An 18,603-nucleotide genomic window follows, 5' to 3' on the forward strand; every position below is an offset into this window, starting at 1 on the left:
GAGGTGACAATGCTATTCCTCGCCTTCAGCATGGGTCCGGATCGCTACTTGATCGATGTCCACAAAATTGAAGAGGTGCTGCCCTATATCGACGTGAAAGTTCTTCCGGGTGCGCCAACTGGTGTGGTGGGTTTGGTCAGCTATAACGGAATACCCATCCCCCTGATCGATGTCACCCTTCTTGCGCTTGGCCGACCATCGGAGCGCCTGTTGAGCACCCGGATCGTTGTGACGCGCTATCCGGCGGATGATGGCGAGCGACGCCTGCTGGGGCTGATCGCGGAACGGGTGACGGATACGATCGAGCGAGACCCGGCCGATTTCGCGCCGTTCGGACTGGAACCAGGAACCCCGCCCTATCTTGGGCCGGTGGCTTCCGATGGTTTGGAGGTCATTCAGTGGGTCAAAGTGGAAGCGCTGCTTTCGGAAGAGATTCGTACCGCTTTGCTCCGCCAGGCGGCAATAGGTGATCAATGACCGGAGCAATAGAAAAGCTCCTGACGGAAACCATTGGACTGGACAGTGCCAGCGTTGGTCCGACAGTGGTTCGTCAGGCGGTCAGAGAACGGATGGAAGCATGCCGGATAACCAACCCTCAGGCCTATAGGCAACACTTGGCCGGTTCCTCGCAGGAGCTGCAGGAGCTGATCAATGCGGTGGTGATCCCAGAGACCTGGTTCTTTCGTGACCGAGAAGCGTTCACGATGCTGGCGCGGCATGCGAGCGCGCACAAGCCTGCTCAGCCGCTAAGAATCCTGAGCCTGCCATGTTCAACCGGCGAAGAGGCTTACTCGGTCGCCATGGCCATGTTCGATGCCGGCTTTGAGGCGCATGAGTTCAAGATCGATGGCGTGGACGTCAGCAGCCGCAATATCGCGACGGCTGAACACGCCATCTATGGCCGCAATTCGTTTCGCGGCAGCCATTTAGAATTCAAGGATCGCTATTTCGAAGCGGCCGAGGGCGGGTTGCGGCCTGTTGCTGGGGTGCTGAAACAGGTTCGGTTCATGGTAGGAAACCTGTTCGGTTCTCACGCGCCTTTCGGGCAAGAGGTCTATGACATCCTGCTTTGCCGCAATTTGCTGATCTATTTCAATCGAGAGCTGCAGGATCGCGCATTGATCTGCCTGAAGGACTTGCTGGCCAAAGACGGACTTCTTCTGGTCGGTCCGGCGGAAGCAGCTCTTCCAAGGGTGCATGGCTTTCTTTCCGCTGAATGGCCATTGGCCTTCGCCTTTCTGAAATCGGAGCCCGTCAAGACCACGGCGCCAAAGGTTTCGGCCGCCGTCCCGGTGCGGACGCCAAGCCCTAAGGTCAACAAGAGCGAGCCTCTTCGTCCGTTCCGACCGACAATTGGCAATGAAGGCCGCGGGCAGGCTCCGGCCAAGCCGCTTGCACACGCCTCGGAAAGCCTCATCGCGGTTGAACGGATCGCCAATGCAGGACGCGTAAAGGAGGCACAGGAGGTCGCCCTGGCGCATCTCAGGGAGTTCGGTCCTTCCGCAGAAATCTTCTACCTGCTGGGCCTCGTCCAGGATGCGGATGGTTCTGCACCCGAAGCCGCGCAAAGTTATCGCAAGGCGCTCTATCTCGCGCCAAATCATCGAGAAGCTCTTGTCCATCTGGCCTTGCTGCTTAGCAAGCAAGGCGACCATAACGGCGCCGAGGCGCTGGCCGGCCGGCTGGGTCGGGTCCAGAAAAGGAGCGGCAGTTGATGGCGGCTTCGACAAGGATCGCTCAGCCGGTGGAGGAGATCGAAATCAACGACTGCTGGCGGCAAATAGGCGTACGGGGTGACAAGTCATGTCCGCTACTAGAGCAGCATCTCCACTGCCGCAATTGCCCGACCTACAAGAAGATCGCACGACGCCTCCTCGACCGTGCAGCTCCCTCGGCATCTCGCGACGAATGGCCTGACAACGCTGGTCGTGCAGGGATCGATTCGGCAGACAGCGACGCGCTGCAGACGGCCGTTCTCTTCCGTTTGGGGGAGGAATGGCTGGCACTTCCGGTCGGTATTTTTCATGAAGTGGCTGAATCTCGTCGCGTTCATTCACTTCCACATCGCAGGAACAGTGCACTGCTCGGCATTGCGAATGTCCGTGGTGAATTGCTCATTTGCCTGTCCCTGGCCGAATTGCTCGGGATAGACGAGCGCAAGGAAGGGGAACAAGGCACACGAACCAAGGTATTTCGCCGCCTTGTCGTGGTAGGCGAGCGCGACAAGCGGGTTGCTTTTATGGTTGATGAGATCCACGGCTTACATCGGTACCAGGAACGCGACACTCTCGCTGTTCCGGCCATGATTGGCAAGGCACTGTCGGCCGCTACGGTTGCCGTGCTGCCATGGCAAGGACGAGCCGTTGGCTGTCTCGATCCACGACAACTGCTCACGATGCTGGATCGGAGCATCGCATGACAGATGAAGACTTCAGCCAGGTTTCGATGCTCAGCCTCTTCCAGGCCGAACTGGAGACGCAGTCACGGGCTCTAACCTCTGGACTTCTGGCACTCGAACGCGATCCTATCGCCGCCGACGCCCTGGAAGCATGCATGCGTGCCGCGCATTCTCTGAAAGGAGCTGCCCGCATCATCGACCTGATGCCCGCAGTCAAAGTTGCAAATGCGATGGAAGACTGCCTGGTCGCAGCGCAACGCGGGCATCTGAGGGTGCGACGGGAGCATATAGATGCGCTTCTGCAAGGTTCTGACCTTTTGAAATTGATCGCATCGGGATCATCGAGCGAGAGCGCCAACTCAGAAGTCGAAACCTTTCTCGCGAAGTTCGAGGGGTTGTCCCTCCCCCAGGCAAAGCCCGGGCCCCAAGATTCTGCAGCTGATTTCGCAACTCCAGATCATGCCCAGGAGCAACTGACGACGAGCTCTTCCGCGAACCTCCTCGTTGCGGCGGTACCGCAAGCCCACGGCAGCATCGGCTCTGATAGAATGGTTCGGGTGACGGCAGACAGCCTGAACCGATTGCTCGGGCTGGCTGGCGAGTCGCTGATGGAAGCTCGGCGGCTCAGGCCATTCGCTGACGGGCTGCTACGGCTGAAGCGACTTCAATCGGACCTCGCAAGTGCGTTCGACAATCTCCATGCAGTGCTGCCGCCGGTTTCAAACGATGCGGCGGTGGTGGAGGCGCTGGCTGAAGCGCAGCGAAAGCTTCGGTTGAGCCAAGCGTTCCTGGCGGAGCGTTTCGATGAGTTGGATTCAGTGGATCGGAAAGCGACCGATCTTGCCAACAGATTGTACGACGAAACGTTGGCGAGCCGGATGCGGCCTTTTGAGGACGGCGTGCGACACTATGCGAGAATGATCCGCGACCTCGGTCGTGCCCTTGGCAAGCGGGTGCGACTGGAGATCGTAGGCGGCTCGACCGGCATCGACCGCGATATCCTCGAGCAGCTCGATGCCCCTTTGGGGCACCTTCTGCGCAACGCTGTAGACCATGGGCTTGAACCGCCTGAGGAGCGCCTCGCGATGGGCAAACCCGAAGAGGGGCTCATCAGGCTCGAAGCGAGGCACAATGCCGGGCTGCTGCAGATAGCCGTGGTGGACGACGGCAGGGGGATAGAGCTCTCGAAGCTGCGCGAGGCCGTCGTCGCCCGGCAACTTGCAACCAGGGAAAGTGCTGAAACACTCAGCGAAAGCGAATTGCTCGCGTTTCTGTTTCTGCCAGGCTTTTCCATGAAAGCGGGCCTTACCGACGTCTCAGGTCGCGGTGTGGGGCTCGATGCAGTGCAAGCCATGACGAAGGAAGTCCGGGGAGTCGCAAGCGTCTCCTCAGAATTTGGCCACGGAACCCGATTTCAACTGCAATTGCCGCTGACACTGTCGGTCCTCCGCACGCTGCTCGTCGATGTCGATGGAGAGCCCTATGCTTTTCCACTCGCTGCCATTTCCAAGACTTTGAAACTGCAACGGACGGAGATCAACGTCCTGCAGGGCCGGCCGCATTTTCGATTGAACGATCGACAGATCGGGCTGGTCACCGCTCGCGAGGTGCTCGATCGAGGTGAGCCCGGATCGGAACCGAACGAACTATCGGTCGTCGTCGTGGATGCGGGTCGGGGCGATGCGTACGGCCTGATCGTTGACCGTTTTCTCGGGGAACGCGAGTTAGTGATCAGACCTCTCGATCCACGGTTTGCCAAGATCAAGGACATCAGCGCAGCGGCCCTGATGGAAGACGGTTCGCCTGTTCTGATCTTCGACGTCGACGATCTGATCCGATCGGTGGAAAAGCTTGCATCGTCCAGCGGATTTCGAGCTCTTCGGCGCGCCGCGGGCGGTCCCGAAGCGAGCAGGCGCAAGCGCGTGCTCGTGATTGACGATTCACTGACGGTTCGCGAACTCCAGCGCAAGATGCTCGGCAATTACGGTTATGAGGTCGAAGTGGCGGTAGACGGCATGGACGGGTGGAATGCCGTCCGGTCTGGTCCTTTCGATCTCGTCGTCACCGACATCGATATGCCTCGCATGGATGGCATCGAGCTGGTGAGTTTGATCAGAAAGGATGCTGATCTCAAGAACACACCCATTATGATCGTTTCATACAAGGATCGGGAAGAAGATCGCGCGCGCGGGCTCGACGCAGGTGCGGACTATTATCTGACCAAGAGTAGTTTTCAGGACGAGGCGCTGATCCATGCCGTCGTGGACATGATTGGCGAGGCGGCTGAATGAGATCGAGATTGGAAGCCAGCGAATGAGAATCGGCGTAGTTAACGACATGCCGATGGCGGTTGAACTTCTGCGTCGACTGGTTCTGTTGACCGGCGAACATCAGGTCGCGTGGATCGCGACTAATGGGCGTGAGGCGGTCGAGGTCTGCAGACGTGATCTGCCGGATCTGATACTCATGGATCTAGCGATGCCAGAGATGGACGGCGTGGAAGCGACCCGCAGAATCATGGCGGAAACCCCGTGCTCAATCTTGCTGGTGACCGCCAGTATCGAAGCCAACCTCGCCGGCGTCTACGAAGCAATGGGTCATGGCGCGCTTGACGCAGTCGATATTCCGTCAGTGGGCATCGAAGGCAACGCATCCTCGCAATCCGCCCGGCTTTTGACGAACAAGATACTAACGATAGGCAAGCTGATCGGCGATGCGCCTACCCAGGCAAAAAGGCGGATGTCACGTGCGGCTGAGCCGTCAACTCGACGCCTGATAGCAATCGGCGCCTCTGCGGGCGGGCCGGCTGCCGTTGCCGCAGTCCTGAGCGCGTTTCCCGTTGATTTTGGCGGCGCGATTGTGCTCGTCCAGCATCTCGATGCTCAGTTCGTTCCAGGCCTTGTTGATTGGCTAGGGCAGCATACGCGTCTCCCGATCCGTCCGGCGGGGGAAAGGGATAGCCCTCAAGCGGGCACCGTTCTCGTTGCCAGTTCTACGGATCATCTGGTTTTCAAGTCAGCTCAGCAACTTGGCTATACGCCCAGCCCCAAGGACAATGTTTATCGGCCGTCCGTAGATGTGTTCTTCGAAAGTGCGGCGCAATGGTGGCCTGGCCCGGTGATTGGTGTTCTGCTCACAGGCATGGGCAGGGATGGTGCGCGCGGGCTGAGACAGCTCCGTGACAAGGGGCATCTCACAATCGCGCAGGATAGAGCAACCAGTGCCGTCTATGGCATGCCGAAGGCCGCCGCCGACATCGGCGCGGCTGTTGATATTCTTCCTTTGGGTGCGATCGGCTCACGTATAATCGAAGCCTGCGAGCGCTCCACGTGAAAGGCCCCTTCCGATGACGCAAGAACCAGAGTTGGTCCCGCCACTCGCAGATAACTATTCATCCATGGTTCTGCTCATCGATGATCAGATCATGGTTTGCGAGGCGGTCAGGCGCGCTCTAGCCAACGAGCCCGATATTTCCTTACACTTCTGCACCGACCCGTTGAGAGCGATGACGGTCGCGGATGAGGTAAAGCCAACCGTTATCCTGCAGGATCTCGTGATGCCAGGGGTCGATGGGCTGCATCTGGTGCGAGAATACAGGAAGCATGCGTCGACACGCGCGGTGCCAGTCATTGTGCTGTCGAGCAAGGAAGATCCAGCCACCAAGGGCGAAGCCTTCGCTGCGGGCGCGAACGACTATCTCGTCAAACTGCCGGATCGTATCGAGTTGATTGCACGCATTCGATATCACACGCGGGCCTATCTGGATCACGTCCAGCGAGACTCGGCACACCGAGCGCTGAGGGAAAGCCAGCGACAGCTGATCAGTGCAAATCTAGAGCTTGAACGTCTGACGCGGATCGATGGCCTGACGGGTCTCGGCAACAGGCGCTATTTTGACGAATATCTGGCGGCTGAATGGAAACGCGCTTTTCGCGCACAGTCCCCACTGTCGCTGTTGATGATCGATGCCGACAACTTCAAACGATACAACGATACCTATGGCCATATGGCCGGCGACGATGTGCTCAAGCAAATCGCCCGCGTAATCCAGAGCGGTTCCGGCCGCTCCACCGATCTCGCTGCGCGGTACGGAGGCGAAGAGTTCGTCATCGTGTTGGTCGACACTATACTGGAACAATCCAGTGCGATCGCCGAGCGGCTCGTCCAGAGCGTGCGGGAGTTGAACATACCCCACGGCCCGGATCGCGTGACCATCAGCGTCGGCGTCGCAACAGCGGTGCCCACCGAGAACGAGACGCCAAACGATTTCGTCAATGCCGCCGATTTGGCTCTGTTTCGTGCCAAATCGGAAGGACGAAATCGTGTTGCGCTTCATATGTCCCGCAGCTAGAGAAGCTCACATCTCAGTCAACGAAGCGCGCCCTGTTCGATTTGAGGACGACCTTGGCAAAGTCGGGCACTTCAAGACCTTGGCGCACGAGCGCATCAAGTGCCTGCTCGGACGCCCTGATGGCGGCGAGCCGCGCCAGCACAGTCTCAGCCTCCAGGCGGGGGACCACGGCGATACCGTCCCGGTCGCCGACCAGTATGTCTCCCGGCGAGATAGTCACTCCTCCAAGCACCACCGGGAATCCGACCGTGCCTGGACCATTGCGCGCAGGCGAATTCGCAATGACCCCGGCACAGTAGACCGGCAACCCGACAGCCTCGATCCCGACAACGTCGCGCACGAGGCCATCAGTGATGAAGCCGGCGACGCCCTTGTTGCGCGCCATGCCGAGCACGAGATCGCCAGTTACCGCCGTACCGGCAAAGCTGTCGGTGGAAGCGACGATGACGTCGCCACTTGCTGCGGCATCCAGTGCTCCAAACAGGGCGAGGTTGTCGGCGGGGCCGCAGTGACAGGTCACGGCGACGCCGACCATCGTCGCAGTAGCTGGCGACAGTGGCTTGATCGCATAATGCAAGGCGCCGCGTCCCCCCATCGCGTCTACGACCTGGCTAACCGGCACGCCCGCAAAAGCACTGATGATTTCTGCTGCGGGCCGTTCGAAACGGCGCTTGATGGTGAGCAGTGGTGGGTCTTCAATCATGTAGCGGCCCCATTCCCTGAACGAACGAAATACAGTCCGGCCCGAGGTCGCGCAGGCTCCGCGCGCCCATCAGTCCCATGACGCGGTCGATCTCCTTGCGGTAGAGTTCGAGCACGTGGCGTACCCCCTCCTCGCCGGCGACCGCGAGCCCCCACAACTGCGGCCGCCCGATCAGACAGCACGAGGCGCCGAGCGCCAGCGCCTTGACGACGTCGGAGCCTCGCCTGATGCCGCCATCGATAAGCACCGGTATGCGGCCTACGACAGCCGCGACAACCGCCGTCAACGCGTCCAGCGATGCGGCGGCGCCGTCAAGCTGACGGCCCCCATGATTGGATACGATGATGCCGTCGATTCCCCGCGCTACAGCCTCCGCGGCTTCGCTGGGATGCAGGACGCCTTTCAGCAACAACGGTCCGGACCAGACAGTGCGCAGCCAGTCGACATCGGCCCAGGAGAGTCCGGGATCGAGCATTGCGGCCATGCGGCCCGCCAATGCACCGACCGTCGCCGTATCCCCGGGGCGCGCGTAGTTGCCGAAGGTCAGTTTCGGGAGTCGGGTGCGCATACGAACAAGCCACGCCGCCTTGGTGGCGGCCGCGAGGGTTCCGGCCAAACCGAAGCGCGGCGGGATGGCAAAACCGTTGCGGATGTCGCGTTCACGGTTGCCAAGCATCTGGTTGTCGATGGTGAGCACCAGCGCGTCGTAGCTTGAGGCACGCGCCCGATCCACCATTTCTCGGGTGAAGCCGCGATCGGTATAGACGAACACCTGCATCCACCGTGGGCTACTTCCGGTGGCTGCTATATCCTCCAGCGTGCAGACGGATCCGTGGCTGGCGCAGTAGAATGTCCCTGCGGCCGCTGCGGCTCGGGCGGCTGCGCGCTCGCCGTCGGGCCAGAACAGCCCAGCCAGGCCGGTTGGCGCGATGCCCAGCGGGATGGCAAGTTTCGCGCCGAAGAGGTCAAGGGAAAGGTCTCGCGTCGTTGCACCGTTGAGTGGTCGCGGCAGAATGGCAACCTCGTTAAAAGCTTGCTCGTTCCGGCGCAGCGTTCGCTCATCCTCGGCACCGCCATCGGCGAAGTCGAACACCGGGCGTGGCAAAGTCCGCCGCGCGGCGACGCGGACCGCGGCCACGCTGTACAGGCGCTTCAACGCCGCCATCGAAGCAGACGATGCCGCACCGCCGGCACCGCGGTCATCGCCTGTGTTTGAGGCGGACGAGGAGCTACTCACGGTTGCTTTCCGCCGATGCGACCATGATGCGTCGGTCCACCGCCTCCCGGAACACGCACGCAGGAGAGTGTTCCCTCAAAGGAGGGATCGCTGCCGGTCGCCAGCACGCCGGCATTTGTCACCCAAAGCATCTCGCCCGAGAAGACGCAGTTGGTCGTTGCCTTGCCGCAGACGAAGAAACCCTCCGCTGTCCCGTTGGGCTTCAGAACGTGAATGCCGTTGGCGGCAATATCCGTGACATAAAGGCGGCCATCGGCTCCGACCTTCAGCCCGTCCGGGATCGGATTGGCCCCAGGCAAGCGGCCCAGGTCTTCGACGCAACCATCCGGACGCTGCCGCTTGACGCGACCCGTATAGGACTCCCCCCAAATGATCGAGCCGTCGGCTTCGATCGCCACACCATTGGGGAACGTCGGCTTGTCGAAACCGAGAGCAAGGTACGCACTGCCGTCGGGGTTGACGGCAAAGATGTAGCTGGGGTCCGGGTTCCCCGGGTTGTATGTGCCGGGATCGCTAAAGATAAGCCGGCCGTCAGCAGCAAATACAAGATCGTTTGGACCATTGAGCCGAATGCCTGCGACTTCGCTTAGCAGGATTTCCGGCTTTCCGCCTTCGGCAACCCGCTGGATGGATGGTGTCGTCATCTCCGCGGCCCGCCAAGGTCCGGTCGTGCCGCCGTTTTGGCAGACATAGAGCAGGTCATCCGATCCAAGAACACAGGCGTTGGGCGCTCCGGCAACATACGCTAATTGGCGAGCACTTCCGTCGCGATCTATGGCCGTCAGCTGGCTTCGATAGCTTTCGACGATGACAATTCGGCCATCGGGCAGCACCGTCGGGCCCTCGGGCCAGCCAAGGCCGGTCGCGACAACCTCGACGGCCAGCTTTTCAACCTCGTTCATCGTGCGACCCCCAGAACGGCAGCCTATCAAGATTTGTTGAGCATAATCCAGCCTGGCGGTCACATGACCCGGCGACTCGAAAGATAACTAGACTGACGTGCGCGTTAGGTGGCCCACTTTTGCGTCGGGGCTCCGCCACTCTTCAGATCAACAGCAACCAGCACCAATACGCACCAATCACCATTTGCACAGCGAACGCGGTGAACCTGAGACTGACCGCGAGTTGGCTGGTTGAGACGAGGTGGATCACCGACTGCACTATACGTGCGCCTAACATCGTGGAGGCCAAGGGATCCGTGACATCTGTCTTTGAAATGATGATCGCGACTCCGAGCAGACCTCCGAAGATTGGAAGCCCTTCAATGCAGTTGGCGTGGGCACGGGCTAACCTCCGCATAAACGGGGAGAGGGCTCCGTTATCTGGCGTAAAGCCGTTTGCCGGGACTTGCCCAGAGATCACCAGGTAGCTCCGGATAACTTCCATCACGATCAGCAGGGCCAGCGCCCACGAGATGAAGCCAGTCAATGCGTAAGCACTCGCCGACATGTGCCCTCCCCGTTGCTAGCACTCTAGGTCGTTGTAGCCGAGCAACTAGTCTAATGCTATTCGACGAGGAGGGGCGGCCTGTAGTGGGGCCGAAACGGAATAGCAGCTTTTGGACGTTGTGCCCGGAATAGCTGCCGTTCAGCCAATCAGCAGGATTGACCGCTTTCGCCCTTTAGCGACCCTTCCGCGCCAGATCAGTCGATGCTTGAAGCTGCCATTCGCAGAGTGAAAGCGGCGTCGAGCATGGTCAGAAAGGCGCGCACGGCGGGGTTGGCGCGTCGGCTTGCCGGCCAGAGCACGGTGACATTGTTTCGCTCGACCGCGAACGTGGACAGCACTGGGATCAGTTCGCCGCGCTTCACATAGGGAGCCGCCATGAAGGAGGCGCCTATGCCTATCCCACCGCCGGCTGCCAGCATGATGAGCACGGCATCGCTGGCATCGGCGACCACACCGGAATTGGGCACGATCTCAATTTCACGGTCGCCAATCCGGAAGGGCCAGCGAAAGGCCTGGCCTGTGCTCTGATATCGAAGGTTGACGGTGTCGTGCCCTTCCAGGTGATCGGGATGGGTCGGTGTGCCGCGTTCCTCGAGATAGGCTGGCGAGGCGAAGCAGCAAAGCCGATGGGGTGCGATCTTGCGTGATAGTAGCCGGGTGTCAGCCAGATCACCGATGCGTATGGCGACATCGATCCCTTCCTCGATCATGTCCACCATCTGGTCACCCAGCCTGAGATCGACGATCAGGTTCGAATGGAGCCGACGGAAAGCCGGTAAAGCCGGAGCGATCAGATGCAGTCCGATCGGCAGCGACGCGGCCACGCGCAACGTGCCCGATGGTTCGGAGCGCGCGGTCATTGCCGCCTGCTCTATTTCCTCCGCCTCGCGTAGCAGACGCAGCGCGCGCTCATGCAGGTCGCGCCCTTCGGGCGTGAAGGTGAGCGAGCGCGTTGTACGGGTAAACAGCGACACTCCTAAATGCCGCTCGAGCCGCTGGACGCTCTTGCTGACCGCCGAAGGGGAAATCGACAGCGCGCGCGCCGCTGCCGTGTAGCTGCCCAGCGATCCCGCACGCGCGAAGGCGATGATGCCAGTGAGCCGATCCAAAGTGATATGTTCCACCATGGCATTACTTAACCGCCATCGGCACCGATTATCAACCGGCGGTCATGCCGCTAGATTCGCTCCAATGACATGGATGAGCGGAGATTTCACCAATGAGCGATAAGATGAAGGCAGTCCGTCTGCACGCATTCGGTGGTCCCGAGATGCTGGTGTACGAAGACGCGCCTAGGCCGGGTGTGAAGCCCGGCGAGGTGCTTGTCCGAGTCCAGGCGGCCGGGCTTAATCCGCCCGACTGGTATCTGCGGGATGGCTATCGCGCACTGCCGCCAGAATGGCGACCCAACGCGTCCTTCCCACTGATTCTCGGCACGGACGTGTCGGGCGTCATTGAAGCGGTTGGCGCTGACGTCGCTGAGTTCAGCATCGGTGACGAGGTCTACGCAATGGTTCGCTTCCCCGATAACTTGATGACGGGTAGCAATGCCTACGCGCATTATGTCAGTGTGCCGGCATCGCATGTTGCGTTGAAACCAGCCGGCATCGACCATATTCATGCGGCTGGTGCGCCGATGTCGCTTCTGACGGCATGGCAGTTCTTGATCGAACTTGGCCACGACGAGCCGAATCCGTTCCAGCCCTTACCGCATGAGCCGGTGCCCCTCGACGGCAAGACGGTGCTCATCAATGGTGCCGGAGGCGGTGTCGGGCATCTGGCCGTCCAGTTGGCGAAATGGCGGTGCGCGCGCGTCATCGCGGTGACATCGGCCAAGAACGAGGCGCTGATGCGCGATCTCGGCGTGGATCAATTCATCGACTACAAGACAACCGCGGCGGAAGATGTCGTCCGAGACGTCGACCTTGTCCTCGACGCGGTGGGCGGCGCGGACATGGAGCGCTTCTTCCATGTTCTGAAGCCGGGCGGCGCGCTGTTCCTGGTCAACCCACTGGGCTTCGCTGGTCACGAAGAGACAGAGAGGCTGGGGATCACGGTCTCATCCACACAGGTTCGATCCAATGGCGCGCAGTTGGCAAAAGCCGCCCGCCTGATCGACGACGGCCTTGTGCGTGTCGTCATCGACAGCACATTCCCGCTGGCCGAGGCATCGCGCGCACATGAGCGCGCCGCCGACGGCAGTATTCAAGGCAAGATCGTGCTGGCCGTCTGAATTGTTGCTTTCAGTCCGACCGACCATCGGGAGTGCAGACGATCGGGCGGGATTACGCCGTTTAGCCGACGAAGACCACCGACCGACGTCCGGCTGAATCGTGCTCGACTACAAGTGCCGCGATGGCTGCCGCGATCTTCGCGCCGCCTTGCACTGACGGTTCGATAGGATTGGCGAAGTCCGCGTCCTCATTCGATACCAAGCGCAGGTCGACGAGCGGCAAACCGCGCGAGAACGCCGCCCGGGTGATGACGTCGTTGAGGACCGTCAGGGCAGTTGCGGCAAGTCTACGACGCTGTGGGTCGGGAAAGCGCGCCTCGTAGATCGTGCAGACAGCGGTGGGTAGGTTTTGGCCCAGCGCCCCCTCGAGCATCGTACAGTAGTCGTGCTCGAATTCCTCCCGGATATCGCTGATCCTGTCCAGAACCTCGGCCACCGAACGGGCCCCCTGCTCCAGAATCCCTGCATGACGAAGAGCATCATTGCCACCGACGCTGACGACAAGATGGCTAGCATCCTGGGGGAGCCGTTCAAGCTGCCGCTCGACGCCGCTTGTGACGGCGCCGTCGACGGCGTTTAGCGTTGCACGCCACCCCTCCGGCAAGCGCTCCCGCAGCTGCCGCACTACGTCAGGCCCGCGCGCGACATAGGCAGCGTTGTCAAAGATCGAATCCCCGAGAAGGACGACGTGTGGCATCGGATGCTCCGTTGAGGCCTCTGCCAATGCTGCATCAGCAGAGGAGGTAAGGTGGTGGGTTGTGACTGCGGCAGCGAGCACGGTCAGGAGATCACGGCGAGTCAGGCCACCTGCAGAACGGAACGGCATCTCAGCCGTCCAGGAACGCCAGAAGCGCGGCATTCACCGCGCTGGCCTCTTCGCGCTGTACCCAATGCGTCGCCTTCTCGAACGTCTGCAGGCCCCGATCGTTGCAAAGGGCCAGACTGCGCTCGGCCAGGCCATATTCCGGAGCTTGGTCCTGCATCCCCCACAGTACAAGGGTCGGTGTCGTGATCCGCTGCTTCAGGCTTGGGCGGAAGCGCAGCGCCCGATACCAGTTGAGCATGCCGGTCAGCGCCCCCGGCCGTCCCCAGGCCTGCCGATACTCTGCGATTTCCTCCGCCGTGAAGGCATCTGTTCGGCTGGATTTGATGAGCGCCCGTGCCAGCAGAGCCGAGTGCCCTGCTCCCAGAACAGCCTCCGGCAGCAAGGGGAACTGGAAGAAGGCCGCATAGCTGCTCCGCAGGAACTTGGTCGGAGATCGCAAGGAATGGGCAAGCAGCACCTCGGGGTGGGGCGCGTTCAGGATGACGAGCCTTTCCAGGCGGTGCGACAGCTTTGCGCCTGCCGCCCAGGCGACGATACCGCCCCAGTCATGACCGACGAGGTGAAACCTTCCGATGCCGAGCGCGTCGGCGATGGCAACGACATCGCCGACGAGCTTGGGGAGCGTGTATTCACGGATGGCTTTCGGCTTGTCACTGGTGTTGTAGCCCCGCTGGTCGGGAACGATGACCCGGAATCCGGCGGAAGCGAGCTCATCGATCTGCCGTCTCCAGAGGCGCCGAGTTCTGATAAGCAAGTTTCAATTTCGCGCTTTTCCCGCAAATTCGAGAGCGTGAGGAATTGAAACCATTCGTTGATTAATCAGGCGTTTTCGCCGGCCTGTCACGCCGGAGGTCGCGGGTTCGAGCCCCGTCACTCGCGCCATTTCTCCTCAGGAGAAATGTGACATAATCGTCTAGAATCATGGTCTTGCATGAGGCAATTCAGATCCGGTCGGATCTGAACTCGATCTCTCCCGCAACGACCTCACCCCTCGGCCAGCAGCGCCTCGACCTCATGCAGCGTCGGCATGGATGGCGCCGTACCCGGCCGCGTCACCGAAATGCCGGCGACGGCGCAGGCGAAGCGGACGGCTTGCAGCGGCTCCACGCCTTTGGCGAGTGCTGCGGCCAGGCCACCATTGAAGGCATCACCCGCACCAGTGGTTTCAACCACCGGGCCAGCACTGACCACGGGAACATGGTCGGAACGGTTCGCCGTGTGCAGCAGCGCGCCTTTTTCGCCGAGCGTGACGATGACCGAGCCGACGCCCTTTTGTAGCAGGCTGTCGGCGGCGCGGCGGGCGTCGTCGATGGAGGCGACCTTGATGCCGGTCAGTTCCTCGGCCTCGGTCTCATTGGGGGTGACATAGTCGCAAAGCGTATAGATGCGGTCCGGCAGTTTTGCTGCCGGCGCCGGATTGAGGATGGTGGTCACCCCTGCCCCGCGCGCGATCTCGAGTGCGCGCAGTGCCGCGTCGATCGGCTGTTCGAGCTGGGTGACGAAGACGCCGGCTCCACGGATCAGGCCGGCATTGGCCTCGATGTCTTCAGACGAGATCAGCATCGCCGCACCCGGGCTGACGATGATGGCGTTGTTGCCGGTTGTCTCCTCGATGAAGATATAGGCCGCGCCGGTATAGCTTTGCGGCGTCTCTATGACGGCGGATTTGACGCTCGCCTCTGCCCAGGTCGCCTTGGCCATGTCGGCGAAAGCATCGACGCCAAGCCGGGTCAGGAAGGTGACGTCCGCGCCGAGCTTGCCTGCCGCCACCGCCTGGTTCGAGCCCTTGCCGCCCGGTCCCAGCTTGAAGGAATTACCAAGAATGGTTTCACCCATGCGCGGCTGTCGATCGGCGCGGTAGGCGGTGTCGGCGACGAAAACGCCCAGAATGACGACAGGTTTGCCCGACGCCATGGCCCTACTCGGCGTCCGGCGGCACGACGCCCTTGCGAAAGGCGAAGCAGCCATAGAAGCGGCGCTCGCCGGTCTGGATGACGCAATAGGCTTTCTTGGCGCGCTCGTAGAAGGCATAGCGCTCGACCGAGATCATCGGCCAGGCCTTGCCTTCCGCCTTGTCGATCTCCTTCTGCACCTCTTTTTGCACCGGCGGGATCTCGTCCGGCTTGCCGACGATCTCCATGCGCGCGGCCGCGTCGTCGACGAAAGTGTCGAGCGGATAGAGCGACAGCACCGCCTTGGCGACATCGGCCGCCGGCGCATCGATGCGCAGCAGCTTGCCGAGCACGGTCTGCTTTGCCACCGAATCGGCGGGGAAATTGGTGTCGGCGATGATCAGATCGTCGCCGTGTCCCATTGCCCTGAGCGCTTGGAGCACATCGGCATTGAGCAATGGGTTGATCCCTTTGAGCATGGCAGTCCTCGTCAAACAGTTTGGTCAAAGTCGATTGGAAATCAGAGCCGGTTGCCGGTCTCGGCGTCGAAGAGATGGACCTGGTCGAGGCGCGGCTTGAGATTGAGCGTGTCGCCGGGCTTGAAGTCGTGGCGCTCGCGAAACAGCGCCACCATCTCGCCGCTGTCGCCGAAGCGCACGAAGACCAGCGTTTCGGAACCCGTGGGTTCGACCACCGAGATCTTTGCCGGCACGCCGTCGGGATGGATTTCGAGATGCTCGGGCCGCACGCCATAGACCACGGCCTGGCCCTCCTTGGCGGCGCTGCCGGCCGCGACCGGGAACAGCGTGCCTGCTATCTCGACCTTGTCGCCCTTGCGCACCACGCCTTTGAGCAGGTTCATCGACGGCGAGCCGATGAAGCCGGCGACAAACAGATTGGCCGGCCGGTCGAACAATTCCAATGGCGCGCCGACCTGCTCGATACGGCCATCGCGCATGACGACGATCTTGTCGGCCATGGTCATGGCCTCGATCTGGTCGTGGGTGACGTAGATGGTGGTGGTCTTCAGCCGCTGGTGCAGTTCCTTGATCTCGGTGCGCATTTGCACGCGCAGCTTGGCGTCGAGATTGGAGAGCGGCTCGTCGAACAGGAAGACTTGCGGATTGCGCACGATGGCGCGGCCCATGGCGACGCGCTGGCGCTGGCCGCCGGATAGCTGGCGCGGATAACGTTTCAGGTACGGATTGAGGTCGAGAATGTCGGCGGCGCGCTTGACCCGCTCGGCGACCACGGCCGGATCGGTCTTGCGCAGCTTCAGCGCAAACGCCATGTTCTGCTCCACCGTCTTGTGCGGATAGAGCGCGTAGTTCTGGAACACCATGGCGATGTCGCGCTTGGCCGGCGGCAGATTGTTGACGATGCGCTCGCCAATGGCGATCGTGCCGCCGGACACGGTCTCCAGCCCGGCCACCATCCTGAGCAGCGTGGACTTGCCGCAGCCCGACGGGCCGACCAGCACCACGAACTGGCCATCGGCGATATCGACGCTGACCTCGTGCAGGACCTTGACGGTTCCGAACGCCTTGGCCACATTGCTGATCGCGACTTGAGCCATCGTCCCCCCTTTTCTCGCGGTGAAGCTAGCCATTGCCAACGGCAAGGGCAAGTCGGTATGTTATCGATAAAAAGCCATTCGTGTTGACAAGGTAATCGATTACGCAAATATTGGCTGTTGCCAATCCGGCAGTCGGATTTTTATCCGAAAATCGGAGCTCCAGGCGACGCAGGGTGGGGTCCCACGTCCCCGTATGATAAAGGAGAACCGCCGACGTTTCGGCGTCGGAGGGATTGGCATTTTAATTCACGACTGTTGTTCTGGGAGGAATAGATGAGAGTCGGTCTGTACGAAAAACTCGTCCGCGCGGGTGCCACCCGGCGTGACATACTCAAAGGCGCGGCCTCGATGGCCGCGATCGCCGCCGCATCGGGTGCTGGGCTCGGCGCTTTCACCCGCCCGGCTGAAGCCGCCAGCGAGCTACGCTCCAAAATTCTGCAGATCCCCGGCGTCGGCAAGGGTCAGCCGACGGATGCCGATTTCCAGAAGGTCGGCGAACTCTGCCTGGAAGCCACCAAGGCCAACGTCAAGGAAGGCGAATTCGCCGGCGTCGAGCTCACCTTCATGGGCCTCAACAACCAGAACCTGCACAATGTGCTGTTCCGCGGCTTCCTGAAGCCGTGGGAGGCCTATACCGGCGCCAAGATCAGCTGGATCGACCTGGCGCAGGCCGACTACAATGCCCGCCTGCAGCAGTCGATCGCCACCGGCACCGTCGACTTCGACATCATCGAGATGGGCGCGCCCTTCGAAGGCGATGTCTGCGGCAAGGGCCTGACGTCCGAGATGCCCGACTGGGTCAAAGAGCAGATCGACATGAAGGATGTCGTGGCCTATCTGCAGCCGCCGGTCGGCACCTGGGACGGCAAGCAGTACCGGATCACCGTCGATGGCGATGCGCACAACTTCAATTACCGCACCGACGTTTTTGCCGATGCCGACCTCGCCAAGGCGTGGAAGGACGGCGGCGCGGCCACCGAATGGGGTGTGCCGAAGACCTGGCAGGAAGTCCAGGCCGTCACAAAATTCCTCAAGGGCAAGAAGTTCAAGGACCAGGACGTCTTCGGCTATCTCGATGCGCCCAAGGCCTGGGGCGGTTTCGGCTTCTACTTCCTCGGCAGCCGCGCCACCGCCTATGCCAAGCATCCCGACGACAAGGCCTGGCTGTTCGATGCCGACACGATGAAGCCGCGCATCAACAATCCGGCCTGGGTGCGCGCCATCCAGGACGTCATCGACGCGCTGCCGTCGGAGCCCGCCGACCAGATCAACGCCGACCCGAACACGACAGCCTTCCAGCAGTTCCTGGCCGGCACCGGTTCGATGGTCACCTGGTGGGGCGACGTCGGCTCCAACGTCAAGACCAACGATAGCTCGGTCATCGGCGACGTCACCGGCTTCTCGATCCTGCCGGGGTCCGACGACGTCTACAATGCCAAGACCGGCGCCTGGGACAAACTCGCCAGCGGCCCGAACTATGCGCCGAACTGCGCCTATCTCGGCTGGGGCGTCTACGTCATGGCCCGCGTCGATACTGACGAAAAGAAGAAAAAAGCGGCATGGTCGGCCGCCGCTCATCTCGGCGGCAAGGACCTGTCAATCTGGACGGCGATGTATCCGTCCGGCTTCCAGCCCTACCGCAACTCGCATTTCGACATTCCCGAATGGGTGGCGGCAGGCTACGACGAGGCGTTCATCACCTCGTATCTGAAGTCGGAAGCCGACAGCTACAACCATCCGAACGCGGCGATCGAGCCGCGCATCCCCGGCATCTTCCAGTATTATTCGGCTGCCGAGGACATTCTGGCCAACACATTCGCCGGCAAGATGAAGGCGCAGGAAGGCGCCGACGCCATTGCCGCGGCCTGGGAGAAGCTGACCGACCAGATCGGCCGCGAAAACCAGATCAAGCTCTACAAGGCCTCGCTCGGCGTGTAG

General features: G+C 61.3%; 18 protein-coding genes. 8 read left to right on the forward strand and 10 right to left on the reverse strand.

Annotated elements, in window-relative coordinates; translation table 11 throughout:
- Positions 1 to 9 precede the first annotated feature (9 nt).
- From NL532_RS21105 to NL532_RS21130, 6 genes are all read left to right on the forward strand, one after another.
- Positions 10 to 477, forward strand: a complete 468-nt coding sequence (locus NL532_RS21105; RefSeq protein ID WP_023829459.1) for a chemotaxis protein CheW — start codon at positions 10 to 12, stop codon at positions 475 to 477.
- A complete protein-coding gene (locus NL532_RS21110; protein ID WP_023829458.1) occupies positions 474 to 1,715 on the forward strand; it encodes a CheR family methyltransferase in 1,242 nt (413 codons plus the stop codon). The genes NL532_RS21105 and NL532_RS21110 overlap by 4 nt, the downstream gene beginning before the upstream one ends.
- Positions 1,715 to 2,419 carry a chemotaxis protein CheW gene (locus tag NL532_RS21115; RefSeq protein ID WP_023819373.1) on the forward strand — a complete coding sequence of 235 codons (705 nt, stop codon included), beginning with the start codon at positions 1,715 to 1,717 and terminating at the stop codon, positions 2,417 to 2,419. The genes NL532_RS21110 and NL532_RS21115 overlap by 1 nt, the downstream gene beginning before the upstream one ends.
- Positions 2,416 to 4,689 (forward strand): hybrid sensor histidine kinase/response regulator, encoded by a 2,274-nt coding sequence (locus NL532_RS21120; RefSeq protein WP_023829457.1) that lies wholly within the window; start codon positions 2,416 to 2,418, stop codon positions 4,687 to 4,689. Before NL532_RS21115 ends, NL532_RS21120 begins: the two co-directional genes overlap by 4 nt.
- A 22-nt stretch (positions 4,690 to 4,711) precedes the next feature.
- A complete protein-coding gene (locus NL532_RS21125) occupies positions 4,712 to 5,731 on the forward strand; it encodes a chemotaxis response regulator protein-glutamate methylesterase (RefSeq protein WP_023829456.1) in 1,020 nt (339 codons plus the stop codon).
- A gap of 64 nt (positions 5,732 to 5,795) precedes the next feature.
- Entirely contained in the window at positions 5,796 to 6,749 is a 954-nt protein-coding gene (locus NL532_RS21130; protein ID WP_023669440.1) for a response regulator, read from the forward strand.
- A gap of 13 nt (positions 6,750 to 6,762) precedes the next feature.
- Here NL532_RS21130 and NL532_RS21135 read toward each other — a convergent pair whose 3' ends face one another.
- From NL532_RS21135 to NL532_RS21155, 5 genes are all read right to left on the reverse strand, one after another.
- On the reverse strand, positions 6,763 to 7,452 hold the full coding sequence (locus NL532_RS21135; protein ID WP_023715423.1) for an RraA family protein: 690 nt from the start codon (positions 7,450 to 7,452) through the stop codon (positions 6,763 to 6,765).
- Entirely contained in the window at positions 7,445 to 8,617 is a 1,173-nt protein-coding gene (locus tag NL532_RS21140) for an alpha-hydroxy acid oxidase (RefSeq protein WP_155923837.1), read from the reverse strand. The genes NL532_RS21135 and NL532_RS21140 overlap by 8 nt, the downstream gene beginning before the upstream one ends.
- A gap of 68 nt (positions 8,618 to 8,685) precedes the next feature.
- Positions 8,686 to 9,591, reverse strand: coding sequence for an SMP-30/gluconolactonase/LRE family protein (locus NL532_RS21145; protein WP_023819371.1), 906 nt, complete (start codon positions 9,589 to 9,591; stop codon positions 8,686 to 8,688).
- Positions 9,592 to 9,733: 142 nt separating this feature from the next.
- Positions 9,734 to 10,138, reverse strand: coding sequence for an MAPEG family protein (locus tag NL532_RS21150; protein ID WP_023682292.1), 405 nt, complete (start codon positions 10,136 to 10,138; stop codon positions 9,734 to 9,736).
- 194 nt (positions 10,139 to 10,332) lie between these two features.
- Positions 10,333 to 11,265, reverse strand: coding sequence for a LysR family transcriptional regulator (locus tag NL532_RS21155; RefSeq protein WP_023829454.1), 933 nt, complete (start codon positions 11,263 to 11,265; stop codon positions 10,333 to 10,335).
- A gap of 92 nt (positions 11,266 to 11,357) precedes the next feature.
- Here NL532_RS21155 and NL532_RS21160 point away from each other — a divergent pair, with 92 nt between their 5' ends.
- On the forward strand, positions 11,358 to 12,371 hold the full coding sequence (locus NL532_RS21160; RefSeq protein ID WP_023829453.1) for an NADP-dependent oxidoreductase: 1,014 nt from the start codon (positions 11,358 to 11,360) through the stop codon (positions 12,369 to 12,371).
- Positions 12,372 to 12,432: 61 nt separating this feature from the next.
- On the opposite strand, the gene NL532_RS21165 is transcribed toward NL532_RS21160, so the two are convergent.
- From NL532_RS21165 to NL532_RS21185, 5 genes are all read right to left on the reverse strand, one after another.
- The gene (locus NL532_RS21165; RefSeq protein ID WP_023829452.1) at positions 12,433 to 13,068 is read right to left on the reverse strand and encodes an SGNH/GDSL hydrolase family protein; all 636 of its coding nucleotides are present in this window, start codon (positions 13,066 to 13,068) and stop codon (positions 12,433 to 12,435) included.
- Between the two features lie 130 nt (positions 13,069 to 13,198).
- Positions 13,199 to 13,951, reverse strand: coding sequence for an alpha/beta fold hydrolase (locus NL532_RS21170; RefSeq protein WP_023829451.1), 753 nt, complete (start codon positions 13,949 to 13,951; stop codon positions 13,199 to 13,201).
- 230 nt (positions 13,952 to 14,181) lie between these two features.
- Entirely contained in the window at positions 14,182 to 15,111 is a 930-nt protein-coding gene (gene rbsK / locus NL532_RS21175) for a ribokinase (RefSeq protein ID WP_023829450.1), read from the reverse strand.
- Positions 15,112 to 15,115: 4 nt separating this feature from the next.
- On the reverse strand, positions 15,116 to 15,568 hold the full coding sequence (locus tag NL532_RS21180) for an RbsD/FucU family protein (RefSeq protein ID WP_023693301.1): 453 nt from the start codon (positions 15,566 to 15,568) through the stop codon (positions 15,116 to 15,118).
- A gap of 41 nt (positions 15,569 to 15,609) precedes the next feature.
- On the reverse strand, positions 15,610 to 16,665 hold the full coding sequence (locus NL532_RS21185) for an ABC transporter ATP-binding protein (RefSeq protein WP_023689461.1): 1,056 nt from the start codon (positions 16,663 to 16,665) through the stop codon (positions 15,610 to 15,612).
- Positions 16,666 to 16,938: 273 nt separating this feature from the next.
- Between NL532_RS21185 and NL532_RS21190 the strand changes: the two genes are divergently transcribed.
- Positions 16,939 to 18,603, forward strand: coding sequence for an ABC transporter substrate-binding protein (locus tag NL532_RS21190; RefSeq protein WP_023669429.1), 1,665 nt, complete (start codon positions 16,939 to 16,941; stop codon positions 18,601 to 18,603).

The organism is Mesorhizobium sp. C120A, assembly GCF_030323105.1.
Taxonomy (GTDB): Bacteria; Pseudomonadota; Alphaproteobacteria; order Rhizobiales; family Rhizobiaceae; genus Mesorhizobium.